The sequence below is a fragment of the Pseudomonas jessenii genome (assembly GCF_002236115.1).
In the GTDB taxonomy this organism is placed as follows: Bacteria; Pseudomonadota; Gammaproteobacteria; order Pseudomonadales; family Pseudomonadaceae; genus Aquipseudomonas; species Aquipseudomonas jessenii.
On record NZ_NIWT01000008.1, the window covers coordinates 253,533 to 274,048 of the forward strand.

20 protein-coding genes are annotated in these 20,516 nt (G+C 61.5%); 17 read left to right on the forward strand and 3 right to left on the reverse strand.

The features are described from left to right. Positions 1-265: 265 nt before the first annotated feature. The 8 genes from PSJE_RS26165 to PSJE_RS26200 all read left to right on the forward strand — a co-directional run bounded on the left by PSJE_RS26165 (position 266) and on the right by PSJE_RS26200 (position 6,849). Positions 266-1,747: a sensor histidine kinase gene (locus tag PSJE_RS26165; RefSeq protein ID WP_090454797.1), complete on the forward strand. Its 1,482-nt coding sequence runs from the start codon at positions 266-268 to the stop codon at positions 1,745-1,747. A 363-nt stretch (positions 1,748-2,110) separates the two neighbouring features. After that, positions 2,111-3,259 carry an amine dehydrogenase large subunit gene (locus PSJE_RS26170; RefSeq protein WP_090454796.1) on the forward strand — a complete coding sequence of 383 codons (1,149 nt, stop codon included), beginning with the start codon at positions 2,111-2,113 and terminating at the stop codon, positions 3,257-3,259. 11 nt (positions 3,260-3,270) lie between these two features. Then, positions 3,271-3,810 carry a MauE/DoxX family redox-associated membrane protein gene (locus tag PSJE_RS26175; RefSeq protein WP_090454795.1) on the forward strand — a complete coding sequence of 180 codons (540 nt, stop codon included), beginning with the start codon at positions 3,271-3,273 and terminating at the stop codon, positions 3,808-3,810. Between the two features lie 5 nt (positions 3,811-3,815). Beyond that, complete coding sequence (mauD, locus tag PSJE_RS26180) at positions 3,816-4,442, forward strand: methylamine dehydrogenase accessory protein MauD (RefSeq protein ID WP_090454794.1); 627 nt, start codon at positions 3,816-3,818, stop codon at positions 4,440-4,442. 18 nt (positions 4,443-4,460) lie between these two features. Next, positions 4,461-4,982 carry a methylamine dehydrogenase light chain gene (locus PSJE_RS26185; protein WP_008050506.1) on the forward strand — a complete coding sequence of 174 codons (522 nt, stop codon included), beginning with the start codon at positions 4,461-4,463 and terminating at the stop codon, positions 4,980-4,982. A gap of 222 nt (positions 4,983-5,204) precedes the next feature. After that, positions 5,205-5,726 (forward strand): cytochrome C, encoded by a 522-nt coding sequence (locus PSJE_RS26190; RefSeq protein ID WP_090454793.1) that lies wholly within the window; start codon positions 5,205-5,207, stop codon positions 5,724-5,726. Between the two features lie 121 nt (positions 5,727-5,847). Further along, positions 5,848-6,066, forward strand: coding sequence for a DUF4287 domain-containing protein (locus PSJE_RS26195; RefSeq protein WP_057715420.1), 219 nt, complete (start codon positions 5,848-5,850; stop codon positions 6,064-6,066). A gap of 111 nt (positions 6,067-6,177) precedes the next feature. After that, positions 6,178-6,849, forward strand: a complete 672-nt coding sequence (locus tag PSJE_RS26200; protein ID WP_090454791.1) for a class I SAM-dependent methyltransferase — start codon at positions 6,178-6,180, stop codon at positions 6,847-6,849. Between the two features lie 763 nt (positions 6,850-7,612). Here the strand turns inward: PSJE_RS26200 and metE are convergent. Next, positions 7,613-9,901, reverse strand: a complete 2,289-nt coding sequence (gene metE / locus PSJE_RS26205) for a 5-methyltetrahydropteroyltriglutamate--homocysteine S-methyltransferase (protein ID WP_090454789.1) — start codon at positions 9,899-9,901, stop codon at positions 7,613-7,615. A gap of 381 nt (positions 9,902-10,282) precedes the next feature. On the opposite strand from metE, the gene PSJE_RS26210 reads away from it, so the two are divergent. From PSJE_RS26210 to PSJE_RS26230, 5 genes are all read left to right on the forward strand, one after another. After that, the gene (locus PSJE_RS26210) at positions 10,283-11,266 is read left to right on the forward strand and encodes a FecCD family ABC transporter permease (RefSeq protein WP_167362890.1); all 984 of its coding nucleotides are present in this window, start codon (positions 10,283-10,285) and stop codon (positions 11,264-11,266) included. Further along, positions 11,266-12,033 carry a heme ABC transporter ATP-binding protein gene (locus tag PSJE_RS26215; RefSeq protein WP_090454787.1) on the forward strand — a complete coding sequence of 256 codons (768 nt, stop codon included), beginning with the start codon at positions 11,266-11,268 and terminating at the stop codon, positions 12,031-12,033. The genes PSJE_RS26210 and PSJE_RS26215 overlap by 1 nt, the downstream gene beginning before the upstream one ends. A gap of 52 nt (positions 12,034-12,085) precedes the next feature. After that, positions 12,086-12,970, forward strand: a complete 885-nt coding sequence (locus PSJE_RS26220) for a ChaN family lipoprotein (protein WP_090454785.1) — start codon at positions 12,086-12,088, stop codon at positions 12,968-12,970. 328 nt (positions 12,971-13,298) lie between these two features. Next, positions 13,299-13,904, forward strand: a complete 606-nt coding sequence (locus tag PSJE_RS26225; RefSeq protein WP_057715426.1) for an SCO family protein — start codon at positions 13,299-13,301, stop codon at positions 13,902-13,904. Between the two features lies 1 nt (position 13,905). Continuing rightward, the gene (locus PSJE_RS26230; protein WP_090454783.1) at positions 13,906-14,415 is read left to right on the forward strand and encodes a copper chaperone PCu(A)C; all 510 of its coding nucleotides are present in this window, start codon (positions 13,906-13,908) and stop codon (positions 14,413-14,415) included. 156 nt (positions 14,416-14,571) lie between these two features. Here PSJE_RS26230 and PSJE_RS26235 read toward each other — a convergent pair whose 3' ends face one another. Beyond that, positions 14,572-14,988, reverse strand: coding sequence for an organic hydroperoxide resistance protein (locus PSJE_RS26235; RefSeq protein ID WP_046040328.1), 417 nt, complete (start codon positions 14,986-14,988; stop codon positions 14,572-14,574). 122 nt (positions 14,989-15,110) lie between these two features. Next, a complete protein-coding gene (locus tag PSJE_RS26240; protein ID WP_090454782.1) occupies positions 15,111-15,440 on the reverse strand; it encodes a hypothetical protein in 330 nt (109 codons plus the stop codon). Between the two features lie 182 nt (positions 15,441-15,622). On the opposite strand from PSJE_RS26240, the gene potE reads away from it, so the two are divergent. The 4 genes from potE to PSJE_RS26260 all read left to right on the forward strand — a co-directional run bounded on the left by potE (position 15,623) and on the right by PSJE_RS26260 (position 20,424). Further along, positions 15,623-17,008, forward strand: coding sequence for a putrescine-ornithine antiporter (gene potE / locus PSJE_RS26245; protein WP_090454781.1), 1,386 nt, complete (start codon positions 15,623-15,625; stop codon positions 17,006-17,008). Between the two features lie 16 nt (positions 17,009-17,024). Next, positions 17,025-19,310 carry an Orn/Lys/Arg family decarboxylase gene (locus tag PSJE_RS26250; RefSeq protein WP_057715430.1) on the forward strand — a complete coding sequence of 762 codons (2,286 nt, stop codon included), beginning with the start codon at positions 17,025-17,027 and terminating at the stop codon, positions 19,308-19,310. Between the two features lie 173 nt (positions 19,311-19,483). Further along, positions 19,484-19,885, forward strand: a complete 402-nt coding sequence (locus tag PSJE_RS26255; RefSeq protein WP_008050481.1) for a hypothetical protein — start codon at positions 19,484-19,486, stop codon at positions 19,883-19,885. After that, complete coding sequence (locus PSJE_RS26260; RefSeq protein ID WP_057715431.1) at positions 19,885-20,424, forward strand: hypothetical protein; 540 nt, start codon at positions 19,885-19,887, stop codon at positions 20,422-20,424. Before PSJE_RS26255 ends, PSJE_RS26260 begins: the two co-directional genes overlap by 1 nt. The last annotated feature ends 92 nt before the right edge of the window (positions 20,425-20,516 follow it).

Here is a 20,516-nt window from a genome sequence, read left to right on the forward strand (position 1 = left end):
GGTCGTCAACGATGACGCTGGAAACCTGGCACCCCGTGGCGCTCTCAGGTTCATCGCGAGCAGGCTCGCTCCTACAGGGAATCGGCGTGGTCACCCTTGCATTGCGGTCCAGTGTAAAAACCGCATCCGGCCGCCACTATTGGTGCGTGCAGCCCCCTCGCTAAAGAAAACCCCTAGACCCACGCCGGTAACCTCTGAGCGCATCCCGCTGTGCGAGCAGGTATAAAACGCCATACTGCAAATCTCTGCCGCCAGGGGCCGTGCGATGTACCAGCCAAAACCGAACGACTTTTATGCGCTGATCGAAGCCATGCCGCTGTGCATCATTCTTCATGACGCGCACACCAAGGAAATTCTCTGGGCCAACGCCGCTGCCCTGGCGGCGTTGGGCTTTACCCTGGAAGAACTGACGCCGCTGAAGGCCTCCGACATGACCCGCGATGCGCCGAAATACCGGCGTTCCATAGGTTTGCGCTGGCTCGAACGGGCCGCGCGCACCGGGCAACGGACCATCGAGTGGTGCTATCGCTCCAAGCAAGGGGTGGAGATTCTTTCCGAGGCGGTGGCGACCCTGGTGCACCTGGACGGTCGCGATGTGTTGATGGTGCAGTTCCGTGACATTTCCAAAGAGGACAAGGTCAAGCGCGACCTCAAGCGTTTCGAGAGCCGGCTCAAGGCGTTCATGCAGGACCTGGCCGAAGGTGTGGCGGTGCTCGGCCCCGAGGGCGATATAGGTTTTATCAGCGACTCCGGCGCGCACCTGCTCGACAGCGAAGTGCACCAGCTGATGGGCGAGAACTTCCTGGCCTGGTGCGACGACGCTTCGCGTCAGCGCTTGTTGCAACAGTTCGCCCATGAGACGCCGGAGCACGCGCCGTTCAACGTGCACTACAAGGTGCAGCGCCGGGACGGCGAATGGCGCTGGCATGACGCAACCTGCCGCTACATCGAGATCGAGGACGATCTGGTCGGCCATCTGCTGCTGTTCCGCGACGTGACCGAGCAGGTGCAGGCCGAAGAGGCGCGGCGAGTCAGCGAGCAGAAGCTCGAGTACCTGGCGCGCTACAACGCCATGGGCGAAATGGCCGTGGCCATCGCCCACGAGCTGAGCCAGCCATTGGCGGCGACCCGCAACTTTATTGAAGGCGCAGTGATTCGCCTGGGCAACACGGGGGAAACCGATCAAGGCGTCGCCTGGGGCTTGCAGAGCGCCGTGCGGCAAATCGAGCATGCCTCGGTGATCATCAAGAGCGTGCGCGATTACGTGGTCAAGCTGGAGCAGACTGAAGAGCTGGTCGACCTTAATGAGCTGCTGCGCGAAACCCGCTACTTCATCAGCCTGCGGGCCGATCCGAGCCTGGTGCGCGTGGAAATCGTCGCCGCGTCCGAACCGCTGCGGGTGAGTTGCGAGAAGGTGCTGATCGGCCAGGTGATCCTCAACCTGGCCTTCAACGCCATTGAAGAAATGGCCGACCTGCCCACTGAACGACGCCTGTTGCGTATCCACGCCAGTCGCGAGAACGATGTGGCCCTGGTGCGCATCGAAGACTGTGGTCGCGGCATCCAGGCCCAGGCGCAGGAAAAGCTGTTCGACGGCTTTTTCTCGTCCAAGGTCAGTGGCAATGGCATTGGCCTGGCGCTGTGCAAGAACATCATCGGCAGGCATCGTGGCGATATCTGGGCGCAAAACCTGGAGCCGTGCGGCGCGGTGTTTACCTTCTCCCTTCCCCTCGCCAATCCCGCCTGACCTGCGCCACTACTGCGGTCTGACATACACAAATCCTGTGGCGAGGGGGCCTGCCCCCGTTCGGTTGCACAGCAGCCGCAAAACCTGCTGGCACGGTGTGACTGGCAAATGCTGGGGCCGCTTCGCGACCCAACGGGGGCAAGCCCCCTCGCCACAAATGCAGCTTCGCCCTTCCCACCTCTGACGCCAGTCAAACCCCCGCCTTATCAGATTGTGCAGCCAGTTTCATGACACTGGCACAGACACACAAACACTTGGCAGGCAGGGCAATTCTCCCGATCTCGGGGCACGGCAGAATCAAAGGGTAAAAATCTGCCAAAGCACCCGCGATCCGCGTTACCAACAATTCAGGAAGTTCCCCTTATGCGAACAAACAGGATCTCCGTACAGTCAGCGCTAGGCCTGAGCCTGCTTGTACTCGGTTTGAACAGTGCCCACGCGGACCTTCCCGCCGGTACGATTGGCCAGACCGTTCTGGCGTTTCCACCCGAAGCTCACCGCGCGTTTGTCATCGACGTCGAGTTCGACAGTTTTGTCGCTGGCCGCGTGACCGTGGTCGACCCGGACCAGAAGCGCATCCTCGGCATGGTGCCGACCGGTTTTGCCGCGCCGTCGACCCTCAGTCACGACAAAAAAACCATCTACAGCGCGGACATCTGGTATTCCCGGGGCACTCGCGGCACCCGCACCGACGTGCTCACCGCCTGGGACAGCTCGACCCTGTCGCCGGCCTGGGAAGTGCTGATTCCGAACAAGCGCGCCGAATCGCTGACCCAGCGTTATGCGCTCAAGCCGAGCGGCGACGACAAGTTCGTCTACGTCTACAACTTCACCCCGTCGACTTCGGTGACCGTGGTCGATACCCAGACCAAGGCGGTTGCCACGGAAATCGCCATCCCCGGTTGCGTGCTCAACTACCCGGTCGGTAACCGCCGCTTCGCCTCGCTGTGCGGCGATGGCAGCCTGCAAGTGGTGACCCTCAACGATCAGGGCCAGGAAACCGCGCGCAGCCGCACGCCGTTCTTTGATCCGAACGCGGAAAAACTGGTAGAGCGCGCCGTCAACGTCGGCGATACCTACTACTTCACCACCACGACCGGCACCGTGCGCCCGGTGGATTTCGCCGGTGATGCGCCGAAGGTCTTGCCATCCTGGTCGCTGGTTTCCGACGAAGACAAAAAGGCCGGCTGGGCGCCGGGTGGCTGGCAGATGATGGCCGTGGCGCCGAAGCTGGACCGCCTGTACGTGCTGATGCACGACGCCCACGAACCGATGAAGTGGGAAGACCCGAGCCCGCTGATCTGGGCGTTTGACCTCAAGACCCACAAGAAGGTGGCGACTCTGGAAGCCCCGGTTCCGGTGTGGAGCATGCAGGCAACCGGCGACGACAAGCCGTTGTTGCTCGGCACCGACGTGGAAGGCGGTTTGCAGATTTTCGATCTGAAGAGCAACAAGCTCACCGGCAGCATGCCGAAAGTCGCCAAAACCGCGACTCAGGTCCTGAGCTACTAAGAGGTTCGGCCATGCACACAGATCCGATCTTCATCATTGCCAGCGCCATCGCCATCGCGGTGTTGCTGGCCAGCGCAGCGACCCACAAGTTGCGCGCGCCGGCCCGCTTCGCCCGGCAACTGGCGGACTACCAACTGCTGCCCGAGGCGCTGGTGCGCCCGACGGCACGGTTGGTGCCGCTGTTGGAACTGGCCATTGCCTTTGCCCTGCTGGTGCCGGTCAGCCGTGGTTACGCCGCGTTGAGCGCCGCCAGCCTGTTGGCCCTGTACGCCGCCGCCATCGGCATCAACCTGTGGCGCGGTCGCGCGGACATCGACTGCGGTTGCGCCGGTCCCGACCAGGCACAGCCGCTGCGTCCGGTGCTGCTGGCACGTAACAGCGCACTGATAGCGCTGGCGCTGGTGGCCAGCGTGGCGCCGGTTGCCCGCGACCTCAACCTGTTCGATGGGTTCGTGACCCTGGCTGCCGCCGCGGTTGCGCTGCTCATCTACGCCGCCGCCGATGGGCTGCTGGCGAACTCCCCTCTTCTGCTCAAATTGATTGGTAGGTAATCGAAATGGAAGGCTTGATTGTTTCCAACGTTCTGCTCTGGGTGCTGCTGGTGGCCGTGGCGTTTGTCGTCATGGGCCTGGTGCGGCAGATCGGCGTGCTGCACGGTCGTCTCGCCCCGGCTGGCGCGCTAATGGTCGACAAAGGGGTGGCGGTCAATGAACCCGCGCCGCAAGTCACCGCCAGCGACCGTCACGGTCGTCCGGTGAACTTCGGTTACGCCGGCGAGAAATCGCAACTGCTGTTCTTCCTCTCGCCGACCTGCCCGATCTGCAAGTCGCTGCTGCCAGCGATCAAATCCATCGCCAAGGAGCAATCGGACCGCCTCGATGTGGTGTTCGTCAGCGATGGCGACATGGACGCCCAACAAGCGCTGATCCGCGAACACAAACTTGAAGACGCCACCTACGTGGTCGGTCCGGAAGTGGGCATGACCTACCAGATCGGCAAGCTGCCGTACGCCGCGCTGATCGACAAGGCCGGCACCCTGCGCGCCAAGGGCCTGGTCAACTCCCGTGAGCATCTGGACAGCCTGTTCGAAGTCGAGCATTTGAAGCACGCCACGTTGCAGCAATACCTCAATGCCCAACCGCACACCCACGATCACGACCACAGCCACGGCCATAGCCACTGATAAGGCAGGGAGACCTTTATGAAACTGCTGGATCTGTTGTTTGAGCGTTCGTCCCGCCGTGTCGCCGACACCACTTCGCGCCGCAAACTGCTGGCACGCATGGGTTCGCTGATGGTGGCCGGTGCCGCCCTGCCCCTGTTGCTGCCGCTGGACCGCACCAGCAAGGCCCTGGCCGCGGAGCCGGCGCAGGCCGGCGACCCGGGTGATCCGAACAGCTGCGACTACTGGCGCTACTGCTCCATCGACGGCTTTCTGTGCAGCTGCTGCGGTGGGTCGGTGACGTCCTGCCCACCGGGCACCGAAGCCTCGCAAGTGACCTGGATCGGCACCTGCCGCAACCCGGCCGACGGCAAGGACTACATCATTTCGTACAACGACTGCTGCGGTAAGCAAAGCTGCGCCCAGTGCGCCTGTACCCGTAACGACAGTGAAGAACCGGCCTACCGCCCGTTCAACAACAACGATGTGAACTGGTGCCTGGCCGCCAAATCGCACATCTACCACTGCACCGTTTCGGTCATCCGCGGCGTCGCCGTTTAAAGAACGCGCTTTGCGCCGGTTGCTCGCGCAATCGGCGCTTTTTTTCTGTGGCTGCTTTTCTTTTTTTTACTGCTTTGTGTGTACCTGTAGGAGCGAGCTTGCTCGCGAAGAACTCAAGGGCGACGCGTTAAACCAGATAGCCCGCGTTATCGTTGACGTCCTTCGCGAGCAAGCTCGCTCCTACAACAGGTGCCAAACCGGTCATCAGCGGAGTTGGATTACATGCGTAGTTTGATATTGCTCGGTCTCGTCTGCGCCCTGAGCGCCCCGCTCGCTTTCGCCCGGGCCATTCCCAACCCGGCGCAGAGCCATGCGCCGGGCAACGAAGACGTTCAAACCCCGATTGCCCAGGCCGGCTACAGCGTCGGCGTGAACTACCAGCTGCAATGCGCCGGTTGCCACCTGGGCGACGGCACGGGTTCGGCCGCCAACGACACGCCACGGATGAAAGGTTTCGTCGGTAACTTCCTGAAAGTGCCCGGTGGCCGCGAATTCCTCGTGCGGGTGCCGGGCATGTCGCAGTCAGCGCTGAACAACGCACAACTGGCGGACCTGCTCAACTGGCTGTTGCGCGAAGACGGCATGGCGGGTAGCAGCATGCCGGCCGATTATCAGCCTTACACCTCCGAAGAAGTCATGGCGTTGCGCGCCAGGACCATGCTCAACCTGCCCGGCACCCGTGGTGAGTTGATCAAGGCCATGCGTGCCCAAGGCATCGCGATCGATGACGGGATGAATTACTGAGAACAATTTGCCCCGCCCCGCTTCAACATCAACCGCCCGGACGATGGACGCGTTGACGGCAAATAAGTAACGTAACCGGTGCTGTTTTCGAACCTGGAAAATCGAAAAGGGAGTTTGCATCGTGACCGAAGAGACAAAAACCAAAGGGCCGGCTTCGTACTTCCCGTCCATTGAAAAGAAGTACGGGCAGCCGATCAGCCATTGGCTGGACCTGCTCAAGTCTGTCAGCGACAAGAAACACATGGAGATGGTGGCCTGGCTCAAAACCGAACACGGAATGGGTCATGGTCACGCCAATGCGCTGGTTGCCTATCATCTGGCAGCCACCAAAAGCGCCTAGCCGCGGGTCCATCCTTTGCTGTGCTATCGGTGGTGCCGGGTAAAACCGGCTCCACCGTAAGTCTTCTGTTGCCCTATCCTTTCATCCAACCCATCACGCCGGACATCGACCATGTCAGCCCCCGAATCCACCCTCCTCGACAGCTGGCACCACAACGCCCGGGCCTGGATCGACGCCATACGCAGCGGCACCATCGAAAGCCGCCTCAAGGTCACCGACCAGGCCATCCTGCTGGCGGTGCTGGGTCGCCAGCCCGAGCGTGTGCTCGACCTGGGTTGCGGTGAAGGCTGGTTGTTGCGTGCGCTGGCAGACCGGGCCATCGATGCGGTCGGCGTGGATGGCGATGCGACGCTGGTGGAGGCGGCGCGGACGGCGGGCACTGCTCGGGTGCATTTGGCGAGCTATGAACAACTGGCTGAAGCGAAAGTCGACATCGGCCGCGACTACAACCTGATCTGCGCCAACTTCGCCCTGCTGCATCAGGACATCATCCCCCTGCTCGCCGCCATGAACACCCTGCTCGCCCCGGGTGGCGCGCTGCTGATCCAGACGCTGCACCCGTGGGCGGCTGCGGCGGGCGACTACCAGGATGGCTGGCGGGAAGAGAACTTCTCTGGCTTCAAGGGGCAGTGGCAGCCCATGCCATGGTATTTCCGCACCCTGTCCAGTTGGCTGAATGCTCTGGACATGGCCGGTTTTGCATTGGCCGGCCTGCAGGAGCCACAGCACCCGCAAAGCCCCGTGCCGCAGTCATTGCTGTTGGTGGCCGAACCACGGCGCTGAGTGGCTTTAATATCGCACACAGTTCTTGCCCCGCCGAACATCCCTGCGGGAGCGAGCTTGCTCGCGAAGAGACCGGCACATTCAACATCGATTTCGCCTGTCATGCCGCCATCGCGAGCAAGCTCGCTCCCACAGGTTCAGTGGTTGTACGCAACATCTGTGAACCACCCCAATCACTGCGGGAGCGGGCTTGCCCGCGAAGAGGCCGGCACATTCAACATCGATTTCGCCTGACATTCCGCCATCGCGAGCAAGCTCGCTCCCACAGGTTCAGTGGCTGTACGCAACATCTGCGAACCACCCAAATTCCTGTGGGCTTGCCCGCGAAGAGGCCGGCACATTCAACATCGATTTCGCCTGACATTCCGCCATCGCGAGCAAGCTCGCTCCTACAGGTTCAGTGGCTGTACGCAACATCTGCGAACCACCCCAATCACTGTGGGAGCGAGCTTGCTCGCGATGAGGCCGGCACATTCAACATCGATTTCGCCTGACATTCCGCCTCTGCGAGCAGGCTCGCTCCCACAGATTCAGTGGCTGTACGCAAAATCTGCGAACCACCCCAATCACTGTGGGAGCGAGCTTGCTCGCGATGAGGCCGGCACATTCAACATCGATTTCGCCTGACATTCCGCCTCTGCGAGCAGGCTCGCTCCCACAGGTTCAGTGGCTGTACGCAAAATCTGCGAACCACACAAATCACTGTGGGAGCGAGCTTGCTCGCGATGAGGCCACAGGTTTCAGTGGTGCACCCAATACAGCGTCAGGCCCACTCTTTACGCAGCTGACGCGCAGCGTTGACCATGTGCACCAGCGCCGCTTCGGTTTCCGGCCAACCGCGGGTCTTCAGGCCGCAGTCCGGGTTGACCCACAGGCGGTCGGCGGGAATACGCTTGGCGGCCTTGCGCAGCAGGTTGGCCATTTCCGAGGAGTCCGGCACCCTTGGCGAGTGGATGTCATACACGCCCGGGCCGATTTCGTTCGGGTAGGCGAAGGCTTCGAACGCGTCCAGCAGTTCCATGTCCGAGCGCGAGGTTTCGATGGTGATCACGTCGGCATCCATGGCGGCGATGGACTCGATCACATCGTTGAACTCGCTGTAGCACATGTGGGTGTGGATCTGGGTTTCGTCGCGCACACCGGAGGCGCACAGACGGAACACTTCGGTCGCCCAGTCCAGGTAGTGCTGCCACTGCGCCTGGCGCAACGGCAGGCCTTCGCGGAATGCGGCTTCGTCGATCTGCACGATCTTGATCCCGGCGGCTTCCAGGTCCACCACTTCATCACGGATCGCCAGGGCCAGTTGACGAGCCTGCACTTCGCGGGTCACGTCTTCACGCGGGAACGACCACATCAGCATGGTCACGGGACCGGTCAGCATGCCCTTCATCACCTTGTCGGTGAGGCCCTGGGCATAGCGGATCCACTCCACGGTCATGGCTTTCGGGCGGCTCAGGTCACCGAAGATCACCGCCGGTTTCACGCAACGCGAGCCGTAGCTCTGGACCCAGCCGAAACGGGTGAACACATAGCCGTCCAGTTGCTCGGCGAAGTATTCGACCATGTCGTTACGCTCGGCTTCACCGTGCACCAGCACGTCCAGGCCCAGGTTTTCCTGCACTTGCACGGCGTGACGGATCTCACTGTGCATCGCTTCGGTGTATTCGGCTTCGGTCAGCTTGCCTTGCTTGAACGACTGGTGAGCCAGACGGATCGACGCGGTTTGCGGGAACGAACCGATGGTGGTGGTCGGGAACAGCGGCAGGTTCAGGCCGGCGCGCTGTTTCTCGATGCGCCGGGCAAACAGCGAATGACGCTGGCTGTCCTTGACAGTGATGGCGGCCACACGCGCCTGCACGGCCGGTTTGTGGATGCGTGGCGACGCAGCACGGCTTGCCTGCACGGCGCGGCTTTGGGTCAGCGCTTCAAGCACCTTCGGCGCTTCCGGCTCGTTGACGGCCTGAGCCAGCACCGCGACTTCTTCACACTTCTGCACGGCAAACGCCAGCCAGCTTTTCAGTTCGGCATCGAGCTTGTCTTCACGCCCCAGATCAACCGGGCTGTGCAGCAGCGAGCAGGATGGCGCGACCCACAGCCGATCACCCAGACGCTCATGAGCATGCTGCAAGGTGGCCAACGCGTTTTCCAGGTCGCAGCGCCAGACGTTACGGCCGTTGACCAGGCCCAGCGACAGCACTTTGTAGGCCGGCAGGCGATCGAGGATGGTCGGGTACTGCTCAGGTGCGCGCACCAGATCGATGTGCAGGCCGTCCACCGGCAGGTTGGCGGCCAGGCCCAGGTTTTCTTCCAGCCCACCGAAGTACGTGGCGACCAGTTTCTTCAACGGGTCACGCTGAATCAGGTTGTAGGCCCGCTCAAAGGCGTTTTTCCAGTCCTGCGGCAGGTCGAGCACCAGGATCGGCTCGTCGATTTGCACCCACTCGACGCCCTGTGCCGCCAGGCGCTGGAAGATCTGGCCGTACAACGGCAACAGACGATCCAGCAGCTCCAGCTTGTCGAATTCGACACCCTTGGCCTTGCCCAGCCACAGGTAAGTCAGTGGGCCGATGATCACCGGCTTGACGTTGTGCCCCAGTGCGCGGGCTTCCTCGACTTCTTCGAACAACTGGTCCCAGCCGAGCTGGAACTGCTGATCGGCGCTGAACTCAGGGACAAGGTAGTGATAGTTGGTGTCGAACCACTTGGTCATTTCCTGGGCATGCGCGCCGCCGCAGCAGCTGTCGCTCACACCGCGCGCCATGCCGAACAGGGTTTGCAGGCTGGCCTTGCCATCGTGCGGACGGAATCGCTCAGGGATCACACCGAACATCAACGAGTGGGTCAGGACCTGGTCGTACCAGGCGAAGTCGCCGACCGGCAGCAGCTCGATACCGGCCTTTTTCTGCAAGTCCCAGTGGGTCTTGCGCAGGTCGCGGCCCACGGTGCGCAGACCGGCTTCGTCGAGTTCGCCCTTCCAGAACGCCTCTTGAGCCTTTTTCAGTTCGCGGTCGCGACCAATGCGCGGAAAACCAAGGGAATGGGCCACAGCCATGTCAAATAACTCCAATGCGTTCGATGGGAGCCATTGTCGACAGTGTCAGCGAGTGAGACAAACTCATTTTAATCGTGATGATCACAAGTTCTTCTCATAATCAGAAGCACTGCACAACGGGCGCTGGATGGACATCTGGTTCAAGGTGCTCGCCCGTGGCGTGTGCGTAAGCCGCGCGTCAATGGCATCATCACCCGCTACGAAAGTTTCGATACCCGCCCCCCCTCTGATCGGCTAAGGAATAGTCCCGATGCGTATCAAAACACTGCTGGCCTGTGTCACGGCGCTCTACCCGGACGCCAAAGCGCAGACCGCCGGGATCAGCCCATGACGGCCATTTTTCGGCCGCGTCCGACGTTGATCTTTTTGCTGCTGTTGCTGGTGCTGGTGTTCTGGCTGTCCCTGGCCCTCGGACCGGTCAGCCTGCCCCTGGGCGATACCTTGCTGGGCGGGATGCGTCTGCTCGGGTTGCCACTTGACGGTGGTGACACGCAGCAGGCGGAGTTGATCCTCGGGCAGATTCGCCTGCCGCGCAGCTTGCTCGGCATCGCCGTGGGGTCGGTACTGGCGTTGTCCGGCGTGGCGATGCAGGGGTTGTTCCGCAATCCCTTGGCCGATCCGGGTCTGGTCGGTGTGTCCGGCGGTGCTGCGCTCGGTGCCGCCCTTGCCATCGTCGGCGGCAGCCTGCTCGGTGGCTTGCCGCCTGCGATCGAACCCTACTTGCTATCGGTGTGCGCCTTTGCCGGTGGCTTGATCGTCACGGCGGTGGTGTATCGCTTCGGTCGCCGCAACGGGCAAACCGACGTTGCCACCATGCTCTTGGCGGGTGTGGCGATGACGGCCATGGCCGGTGCCGGGGTCGGGCTGTTCACCTACCTGGCCGACGATGCCACCTTGCGCACCCTGACGTTCTGGAACCTGGGCAGCCTCAACGGTGCCAGTTACCCGCGCTTGTGGCCGTTGCTGATCGTCACCCTGGGCGTGGCGTTGTGGTTGCCCCGCAGGGCGGCGGCGCTCAATGCATTGCTGCTGGGTGAGTCGGAGGCCCGTCACCTGGGTTTTGACATCGAGCGGATCAAACTTGAGCTGGTGTTGTGCACGGCGCTCGGCGTCGGCGCGGCAGTCGCGGCGGCCGGGCTGATCGGTTTCATCGGCCTGGTGGTGCCGCATCTGATGCGCCTGCTGGTCGGCCCGGATCACCGGGTGTTGCTGCCCGCGTCGTTGCTGGCCGGTGCCAGCCTGCTATTGCTGGCCGATCTGGCGGCGCGTTTGTTGTTGGCGCCAGCCGAATTGCCAATCGGTATCGTGACTGCACTGATCGGCGCTCCGTTCTTTCTTTATGTGCTGGTGCGAGGACGCTCCTGATGCTGCGGGCAAACAACCTGCTGATACGCCGTGGCAAGCGCACGGTGCTGACGAACATCGATATCGAGTTGCGCCCCGGGGAAGTGCTGGGTGTGCTGGGGCCGAACGGCGCCGGCAAAAGCACCCTGCTCGCCGCTTTGTGTGGTGAGCTGGCGACCAGTGAAGGCAGGGTCAGCCTCGACGAGCGTCCTCTCGCCGACTGGCCGGGACAGGAACGAGCCAAGCGCCTGGCCGTGCTGCCGCAGAGTTCGAGCCTGAGCTTTGCGTTTTCGGTCAATGAAATCGTCGGCATGGGTCGCTTGCCTCACGCCAGCGGCCGCGTGCGCGATGCCGAAATCGTCGACGAGGCGCTCAAAGCCGCCGATGCGCTTCATCTTGCCGGACGCAGCTACCTGGCCCTGTCCGGCGGTGAACGCCAGCGTGTGCATCTGGCGCGGGTGCTCGCTCAGCTCTGGCCTGGTGCCGAAGGGCAAACCCTGCTGCTCGACGAGCCGACGTCGATGCTCGATCCGCTGCATCAGCACACCATTTTGCAAGCCGTGCGTGACTTCGCCGAGCGCGGGGTCGCCGTGCTGGTGATTCTGCACGACCTCAATCTGGCCGCCCGTTACTGCGATCAACTACTGTTGTTGCATCAGGGCCTGCCCCACGCCTACGGTCCACCGGCAGACGTGCTGACCACCGAAGCGATGGCGGCGGTGTATGGACTACAAGTGCTGATTCACCAGCACCCGGAACGCGGCCACCCGCTGATCATCGCGCGCTGATGCCGCTCCCTCTTCTGTCATCGAGGGGGCACCTGTCCAATAAGGAAAACCTATGCGCTTTCTGTTGCTCTGTGCATTCAGCCTGTTGGCTGCCTGCCAAATCCATCAGGTCACACCACTGCCGGCGCCGATCGCCCCGCACAGCCGTGATCACGCCGACCTCGGAGTCATCCGTGAACTCGCCACGGGCCGTACGCTGACGCCGCAAGAACTTGTCCAACGCCTGGCCGTTGTGCCTCGGGTATTGGTCGGTGAACAGCACGACAACCCGGACCACCACGCCCTGCAATTGTGGCTGCTGCGCGAACTGGCGACACAACGCCCCCAGGGCAGCCTGCTGATGGAGATGCTCAACCCCGATCAACAGGCCAGGGTCGATGCCGCGCAAGCCGTGACCCGCGCGGGCCAGCCACCGGCCGATGCGTTCACGGCGCTGGCCTGGCAGGCAAATTGGGACTGGAGTGTTTATGGCGCACTCGTCACCTACGCGCTGCGGCAACCGAATCCGCTGCTGGCGGCGAACCTGGACCGCGTGCAGATCATGCAAATCTACAAACAGCGCCCGGTACTTACGGGGCAAGCGTCCACCACCCAACAGGTGCGGGCGACCTTGCTGGATGACATCCGCCAATCCCATTGCGGCCTGCTGCCCGAAGCGCAGATGCCAGCAATGCTCGCCGTGCAACAACAGCGTGACCGGCGCATGGCCGAGCGCCTGATGGCCGCACCGACGCCGGCGTTGCTGCTGGCCGGTGCCTTCCACGTGCGCAAGGATCTGGGGGTGCCACTGCACCTGAAAGACCTCGGTGCCGGTGAAGGGAATGCGGTGCTGATCCTGGCCGAAGCGGGCAAGACCGTGACCGCCGAGAATGCGGATTACGTGTGGTACACCGCCGCGCAACCGGAACAGGATCATTGCGCGCAATTGCGTCGCTAAACCCGACCGAAACATTGTGGCGAGGGGGCTTGCCTGTGGTGAGGGGGCTTGCCCCCGTTCGGCCGCGAAGCGGTCGCCAAACAGATGAATGCGGTTTACCTGACAAACCGCATTGCCTGGATTGGGACTACTTCGTAGTCCAACGGGGGCAAGCCCCCTCGCCACAGGTGTCGGCCTGCCGGCGCGACACTATGTCACGCCTCCCCGTCGGTCCAATGGTCGTATCCGCCCCTCCGACACCGGCACAGTTTGTTAACATCCCCGCGATTTTTTCGTCTGTACAGTCATCACGCTGTCATTTCAGCCTGTTCAACAGGATGCTTTTTTCATGAGTACTTTGTATACCCGCCGGACTGTCCTGCAAGGCATGGGCCTGTTGAGCCTGGGCCTGCTCGCCGGTTGCGACGACAGCAGCAAGCTGTCGTTCAACTACGGCAAGGACCTCAGCGACAAGATCATGGGGCGTAACTTCAAGCTCAAGAACCCTGAAGGCGAAACCAGGATGCTGGGCAGCTATCGCGGCCTGATGCCGATGGTGTTCTTCGGTTTCACCCAATGCCCGGCCGTGTGCCCGACCACCCTGGCCCGCGCCGCGCAGGCCAAGAAGCTGATGGGGCGCGATGGCGAAAGGCTACAGGTTATCTTCATCACCCTGGACCCTGAACGCGACACGCCAGAGTTGCTGGACCAGTACGTCAAGGCGTTCGACCCGAGTTTCGAAGCCCTGTACGGCACGCTTGAAGAAACCGCCGCCACCGCCAAGGAATTCGGCGTGTTCTTTGAGAAGGTCCCGAGCGGCGATACCTATACCCTCTCCCATACCGCGACCAGTTTTGTCTTCGACTCCCGGGGCAATCTGCGCCTGGGGCTGTCCGCGTCCCTGACGGCCAAAGAGTGCGCAGAAGACCTGCTCACCGTGATGGAGGTTTGCTGAAATGAATGCCCCGCAAGCTAAAAACCGCTTCGTGCAAGGCTGCAAGCAACTGGCACTGGGCTTGTCCCTGGTCGGCTTGGCCTTTCAGGTATCGGCACAAACCCGGGTCGACGACGCCTGGGTCCGCGCCACCGTGGCCGGCCAGCCGTCGAGCGGCGCCTTCATGACCGTCACCGCCAGCAGCGACAGCAAGTTGCTGAGTGTGCAAACGCCGGTTGCCAAGCTAGTGCAGATTCATGAAATGAGCATGAAAGACGACGTGATGAAAATGCAGCAGGTGCCGTCCGTTGCGCTGCCAGCCGGCAAGCCGGTGAGCTTCAATCCAAACGGCTATCACATCATGCTGATGAATCTCACAGGTCAGATCAAGGAAGGCGACAAGGTGCCACTGACCCTGACCGTGGAAGACGCCAAGGGCGAGAAAGAGTCGATTCAGATTGAAGCCGTTGCCAAGGCGATTAACACCATGGATCACAGCAAGATGATGCATGATCACAGCAAGATGAATTGATTGCTCCGTCAGTTAAAACACAGAGCCTGTGGGAGCGAGCTTGCTCGCGATGAGGCAGGAACATTCGACATCGATGTCGCCTGACACTCCGCCATCGCGAGCAAGCTCGCTCCCACAGTTTGATCTTCAGTGAATACGAGTCCTTTTCACGTCAACTCAAACAAGCTTGAGCACCACGTTGATGTTGTTGCGCGTGGCTTTCGAGTACGGGCAGTACTGGTGCCCGGTGTCGACGATTTTTTGTGCGGTTTCACGGTCCAGCCCCGGCAGGCTGACATTGAGCCGCGCCTGCAGCAGATAGCCGCCTTCATTGGTGCCCAAATCAACCTCGGCATCGACGGCCACATCCTTGGGCAACGCCACTTTCATTTCCCTGGCTGCAACTTGCATGGCGCCGATGAAACAGGCGGACCACCCGGCAGCGAACAGTTGCTCCGGATTGGTTCCGCCGCCACCCGCGCCCGGGGACGACAGCTTCACATCGAGGATTCCGTCGGAGCTGCGGGACGCGCCGTCACGCCCGCCGGTGGTGTGGGTTTGGGCGGTGTACAACACTTTATCGATCTGGCTCATGATGACCTCCTGATTGAGTTGTAAAAAACCGGTTTTCACCCCATCGGGTCGCTGGGATGGTCAATCAATATAGTCGTCGCAGCCCCGCCTCGCGGTCGATCCGACCAGCGCCCCCTTCTACTTTATTTACGCGCCAACTTGTACCTGACGCAGTCCTCATAAAAGCTCTGGCGTACAGCAGTCGGTTTGAATCGCGACGGACTGTCATAAGTTTGCTCTGTAATGCCAAGTGCCATCATGCGCATCCAGGATTTTGCAAACTTGTAGACCTGGATTTTTTGGCGTGCGGCGTACAGAGAAACGCCTGAAAGCTTGAGCTCCTGTGCCCTTGCGGCGGTTCCCGCCCCCCAACTGCACATGTATTGATCCTGGGTGGCCAGTTCTTTGGCTTGAGCCGAATGGGCTACACCCGCGATAACTAACGGCATTAACGCGATCCATGTCTTGCGCATCTTGACCTATTTAACTAGCTGAAAATGAACTAATTTTGCTGAGGATTTTTAAACTTGGGGGCCAGCATCGTGCCTTTTTTGCAAATTAGTGCGAAAACGAGATGTGTGACGTTATTTCTTGCGAGTTTTCAATCCTTTGCTATAGCTAAGACTCTCAATCGCCAACTAAGTGAGGCAACGGAATGTCAGTCGCAAAGAAAATGAGTGTGGGGCAACTGACAATGTTGACCGCGGTCAACATGTTGGGCTCAGGCATTGTGCTGCTACCGACGAAACTCGCGGAAGTCGGTGCAATTTCGATCCTCTCCTGGCTGATAACGGCCACCGGCTCCCTCGCTCTGGCGTACGCCTTTGCGCGATGCGGGATGCTCAGCCGCAAGACCGGCGGCATGGGCGGTTATGCCGAATACACCTTCGGTAAAGCAGGTAACTACATCACCAACTACACCTACGGCCTCTCGCTGTTGATAGCCAACGTGGCGATCAGTATTACAGCGGTCGGTTATATCCAGGTGTTGTTCGGGATAGAACTCGACTCACTGCAAGTAGGCCTGGCCACTATTGCCCTGTTGTGGATCACCACCTTCGCCAACTTTGGCGGCGCCAGCATTACCGGCCGTATCGGCGCGGTGACGGTCTGGGGTGTGATTGCACCGGTGGTGCTGGTCTCAACGGTGGGCTGGTTCTGGTTCGACAGCAGCGTATACGCCGCTGGCTGGAACCCCCACGACAAAGGCTGGTTCGAAGCGGCAGGCGCCTCGGTGGCAATTACCCTGTGGGCCTTCCTCGGCCTGGAATCGGCTTGCGCCAACACCGACGCGGTGGAAAACCCTGAGCGCAACGTACCGATTGCCGTGCTGGGCGGCACCCTGGGTGCAGCGGTGATCTACATCGTCTCCACCAACGTCATCTTCGGTATCGTCGGCAACGAAGAACTGGCCGCGTCCACTGCGCCGTTCGGTCTGGTGTTCGCCAAGATGTTCACCCCGATGGTCGGCGACATCGTGATGGCGGCCATGGTGCTCGCCTGCATCGGTTCGCTGCTGGGTTGGCAGTTCACCATCGCCCAGGTGTACAAAAGCTCGGCGGACACCGGTTACTTCCTGCCGATCTTTGCCAAGGGCAACAAAGCGGGAACGCCGATTGTCGGCATGCTGGTGCTGCTGGCGGCACAGACCGCGCTGGCCCTGCTCACCATCAGCCCCGACTTGAGCAAGCAGTTCGACACCCTCGTCAACCTCGCGGTGGTCACCAACCTGGTGCCTTACATCCTGTCCATGGCCGCGCTGATGACCATGCAGAAAGTCTCCAACGTGCCGGAAAGCAAGGCGCTGGCGACCAACATCATTGCCTTGATCGCAGCGGCCTACAGCTACCTGGCGCTGTACAGCTCCGGTGAACAGGCGCTGATGCTGGGCGGCGTGGCCACCATCGTTGGTTACACCCTGTTCGGCTTCGTCAACAACCGCCTGATCCGCCTCGAAGCGCTCAACAACAGCGTACCGACACAAACCGTCAGCGCGCAGCACCTCACTGCCGAGCCAGTGCCGGTCAACAACCTGAATTAACTCTGGAGGATCAATCATGACGGAATATAAACACTCGCTGGGCATGCTGGCGCTACTGGTCAGCAGTCCGCCGGACAAGCGAACGGTGTTTGGCCGCGCCCTGGATCAACTGGTCCACGACGTAGAGGGACGTGGCGTCAGCGTACTGGCCTCGGAAAGCCTCACCGACGCCGCCTCGATCCTGCGCTCGGACCCTGCCATTCAATGCGTGCTCATCCGGTGGGAAATGGACACCAGCGAAGGCCACGCCGACTGCACCAAATTGCTGGTCAAGCTGCGCGAGCGCAATACGCGAGTGCCGGTGTTCCTGATCAGCGACCGCACCACCGCGTCGAGCATTCCGTTGCTGGTCATGCAACACGCCGACGACTTCATCTGGCTGCCCGAGGACACCTCCCGTTTCCTCAGCGGGCGCATCCTGGCGGCCATCGAACGCTATCGCCAGGCCGCCCTGCCGCCGATGTTCGGCGCGCTGGTGAAGTTTGCCCGCAACTATGAATACTCGTGGCACACCCCAGGCCATGCCGGCGGCACGGCTTTCCTGAAGAGCACCGCAGGCCGGGCCTTCTACGAGTTCTTCGGGGAGAACCTGCTGCGTTCCGACCTGTCGATCTCGGTTGGCGAACTCGGTTCGCTGCTCGATCACAGTGGCCCTATCGGCCAGGGTGAACGCTATGCCGCCAAAGTCTTCGGCGCCCACCGCACGTATTACGTGACCAACGGCTCGTCGATGTCCAACCGCGTCATCCTCATGGCCAGCGTCACGCGCAACCAGATCGCCCTGTGCGACCGCAATTGCCACAAGTCCGCCGAGCACGCGATGACCCTGTCCGGGGCGATTCCGACCTACCTGGTGCCGACCCGCAACCGCTACGGCATCATCGGCCCGATCCTGCCGCAGACCCTGAGCGCCGAAGGCGTGAAAGCCGCGATCGCCAACAACCCGCTGGTCAAGCAAGGCATCGACCCGACGCCAGTGCACGCCATTGTCACCAACTCCACCTACGACGGCCTGACCTACAACGTCACCCGCGTCGAAGAACTGCTGGGCGAAAGCGTGGACCGTCTGCACTTCGACGAAGCCTGGTACGGTTATGCGCGCTTCAACCCGCTGTACAGCGGACGCCATGCCATGCACGGCAACCCGGCCGATCACGACAAGTCCAAGCCGACCGTGTTCGCCACCCAGTCGACCCACAAATTGCTGGCTGCCCTGTCCCAGGCCTCGATGATCCACGTGCGTGACGGGCGTAACCCGATCGAACATGCGCGTTTCAACGAGTCGTACATGATGCACGCCTCGACCTCGCCAAATTACGCGATCATGGCGTCCTGCGACGTCAGCTCGGCGATGATGGAAGCACCGAGCGGGCAGATCCTCACCAACGAGTCGATTGAAGAAGCCATCAGCTTCCGCCAGGTTCTCTCGCGCATGCACAACGAGATGGTGGGCAAGAACGACTGGTTCTTCACCTGCTGGCAGCCGCCGACCGTACAGGTTGGCGCAGCGGCCGTGCCGTTCCATGAGGTCGACCCGGCTACGCTGAAAACCGATCCGAACTGCTGGGTCCTGCACCCGAACGCGGTATGGCACGGCTTCGGCGACATCGAAGACGGCTACTGCATGCTCGACCCGATCAAGGTCTCGGTGCTCAGCCCGGGCATGGGCGACGACGGCAGCCTGCTCGCCTCCGGTATCCCCGCTTGCGTGGTCACGGCGTACTTGGGCCGTCAGGGTATCGTGGTCGAGAAAACCACCGATTTCACCATCCTGTTCCTGTTCTCCATCGGCATCACCAAAGGCAAGTGGGGCACGCTGCTCAACGCCCTGCTCGACTTCAAGCGTGACTACGACGACAACGCCGAGCTCGAGCTGTGCCTGCCCGACCTGTACAACGCCAACCAGCATCGCTATGCCGGCATGGGCCTGAAGGATCTGGCCGACGAAATCTTCGCCGCCATGAAGAAACACAAGACCACCGCCAACATGTCCCAGGCCTTCGGCACCCTGCCAAAAGCCGAGTTCAGCCCGGTGGAGGCCTACGAAAAACTGGTGCGTAACGACATCGAACTGGTGACGCTCAACGAGGCCGCCGGACGCCTTGCCGCGACCGGTATCGTGCCGTATCCACCAGGCATCCCGCTGCTCATGCCGGGTGAGAACGCAGGGCCTGCGGACGGTCCGTTGCTGGCGTATCTCAAGGCACTGGAAGCCTTCGACAAATCCTTCCCCGGCTTCACCCATGACACCCACGGGATCGAAGTCGAAGATGGCGTTTACCGGATGCTGGTACTGAAATGAGTTAGCCAGGTTCACCGCAACCCCTGTAGGAGCGAGCTTGCTCGCGATGGAGTGTCAGCTACGTTGATGTCGACTGACACACCTTCGCGAGCAAGCTCGCTCCTACATTGCATTGTAAAACCCCCGAAATCCCTATGGGCAAACTCGATCACAGCGCTCTATGATTGATCCCCATGACCACCACCGCTGCGATCCGCTCACCCTGCCCGCCCGGCGCCTGCGACTGCGGGCGTGACCCGTTGCTGGAAACACCAGGGGCGGACCTGCGCATTCTGTTTCTGACCCGCAATGAAGAAAAACGCCTGATCGAACGCCTGGAGAACCTGCAGAGCCTGAGCGATCTGGAGCACCTGCAACGGCGCATGCTCGAACAATTGGGCATCCGCGTGGACATCGCACCCGGTTTCAACGAAGTGCGCACCATGCGCGGCATCGGTATCCAGATTGGCGAACTGCCGGGGCTGTGCCGCAAGACCCGCGCCAACATCCCCGCCGCCATTCGCCGGGCCATGGAAAAGCGCCCGGAGATCGCCTACGAACTGCTCAATGCCAACGACCTGTTGCGTGACGCCTGATGAAGCTTCTTCTCGAACTCCCCCTCACCGACGAGATTCTCACCTCGTTCGCCCTGGCCATCGGGGCCGACCTGCAGGGCTACCGCAACCACATTTACCGGGTGCTGAATTTCCATGGAGCCCTCAGTGGTGCCGATGGCCTGCCCCCGGCCGCCGTCCAAATCGCGGCGGCGTTTCATGACCTGGGCATCTGGACCGATGACACCCTCGACTACCTGCCGCCGTCCATTGCCCTGGCCACCGAGTACCTCGACAACCAGCAACGAGCGGAACTGAAGGATGAAGTCAGCGCATTGATACTTGAGCATCACAAACTGCGCCGGTATCGCGGCGCCTATGCTGCCAGCGTCGAACCCTTCCGCCAGGCCGATCTGGTGGATGTGTCCCTGGGCCTGGTGCGTTTCGGCCTGCCCCGCAGCTTCATCAAAACCGTGCAGGCGACCTTTCCCGATCACGGCTTTCACTCGATGCTGATGAAGCTTTCAGCCCGTCAATTCATTCGCTCGCCGCTGCGCCCGCTGCCCATGTTTCGCTGGTGAAACACGCATCCGTTACCCCCTCGAACAGGCACCTGAACAAGATCAGCGGTCGTACATGAATCACGAGGCGCTGCTATGCCTTCCATGGGAGA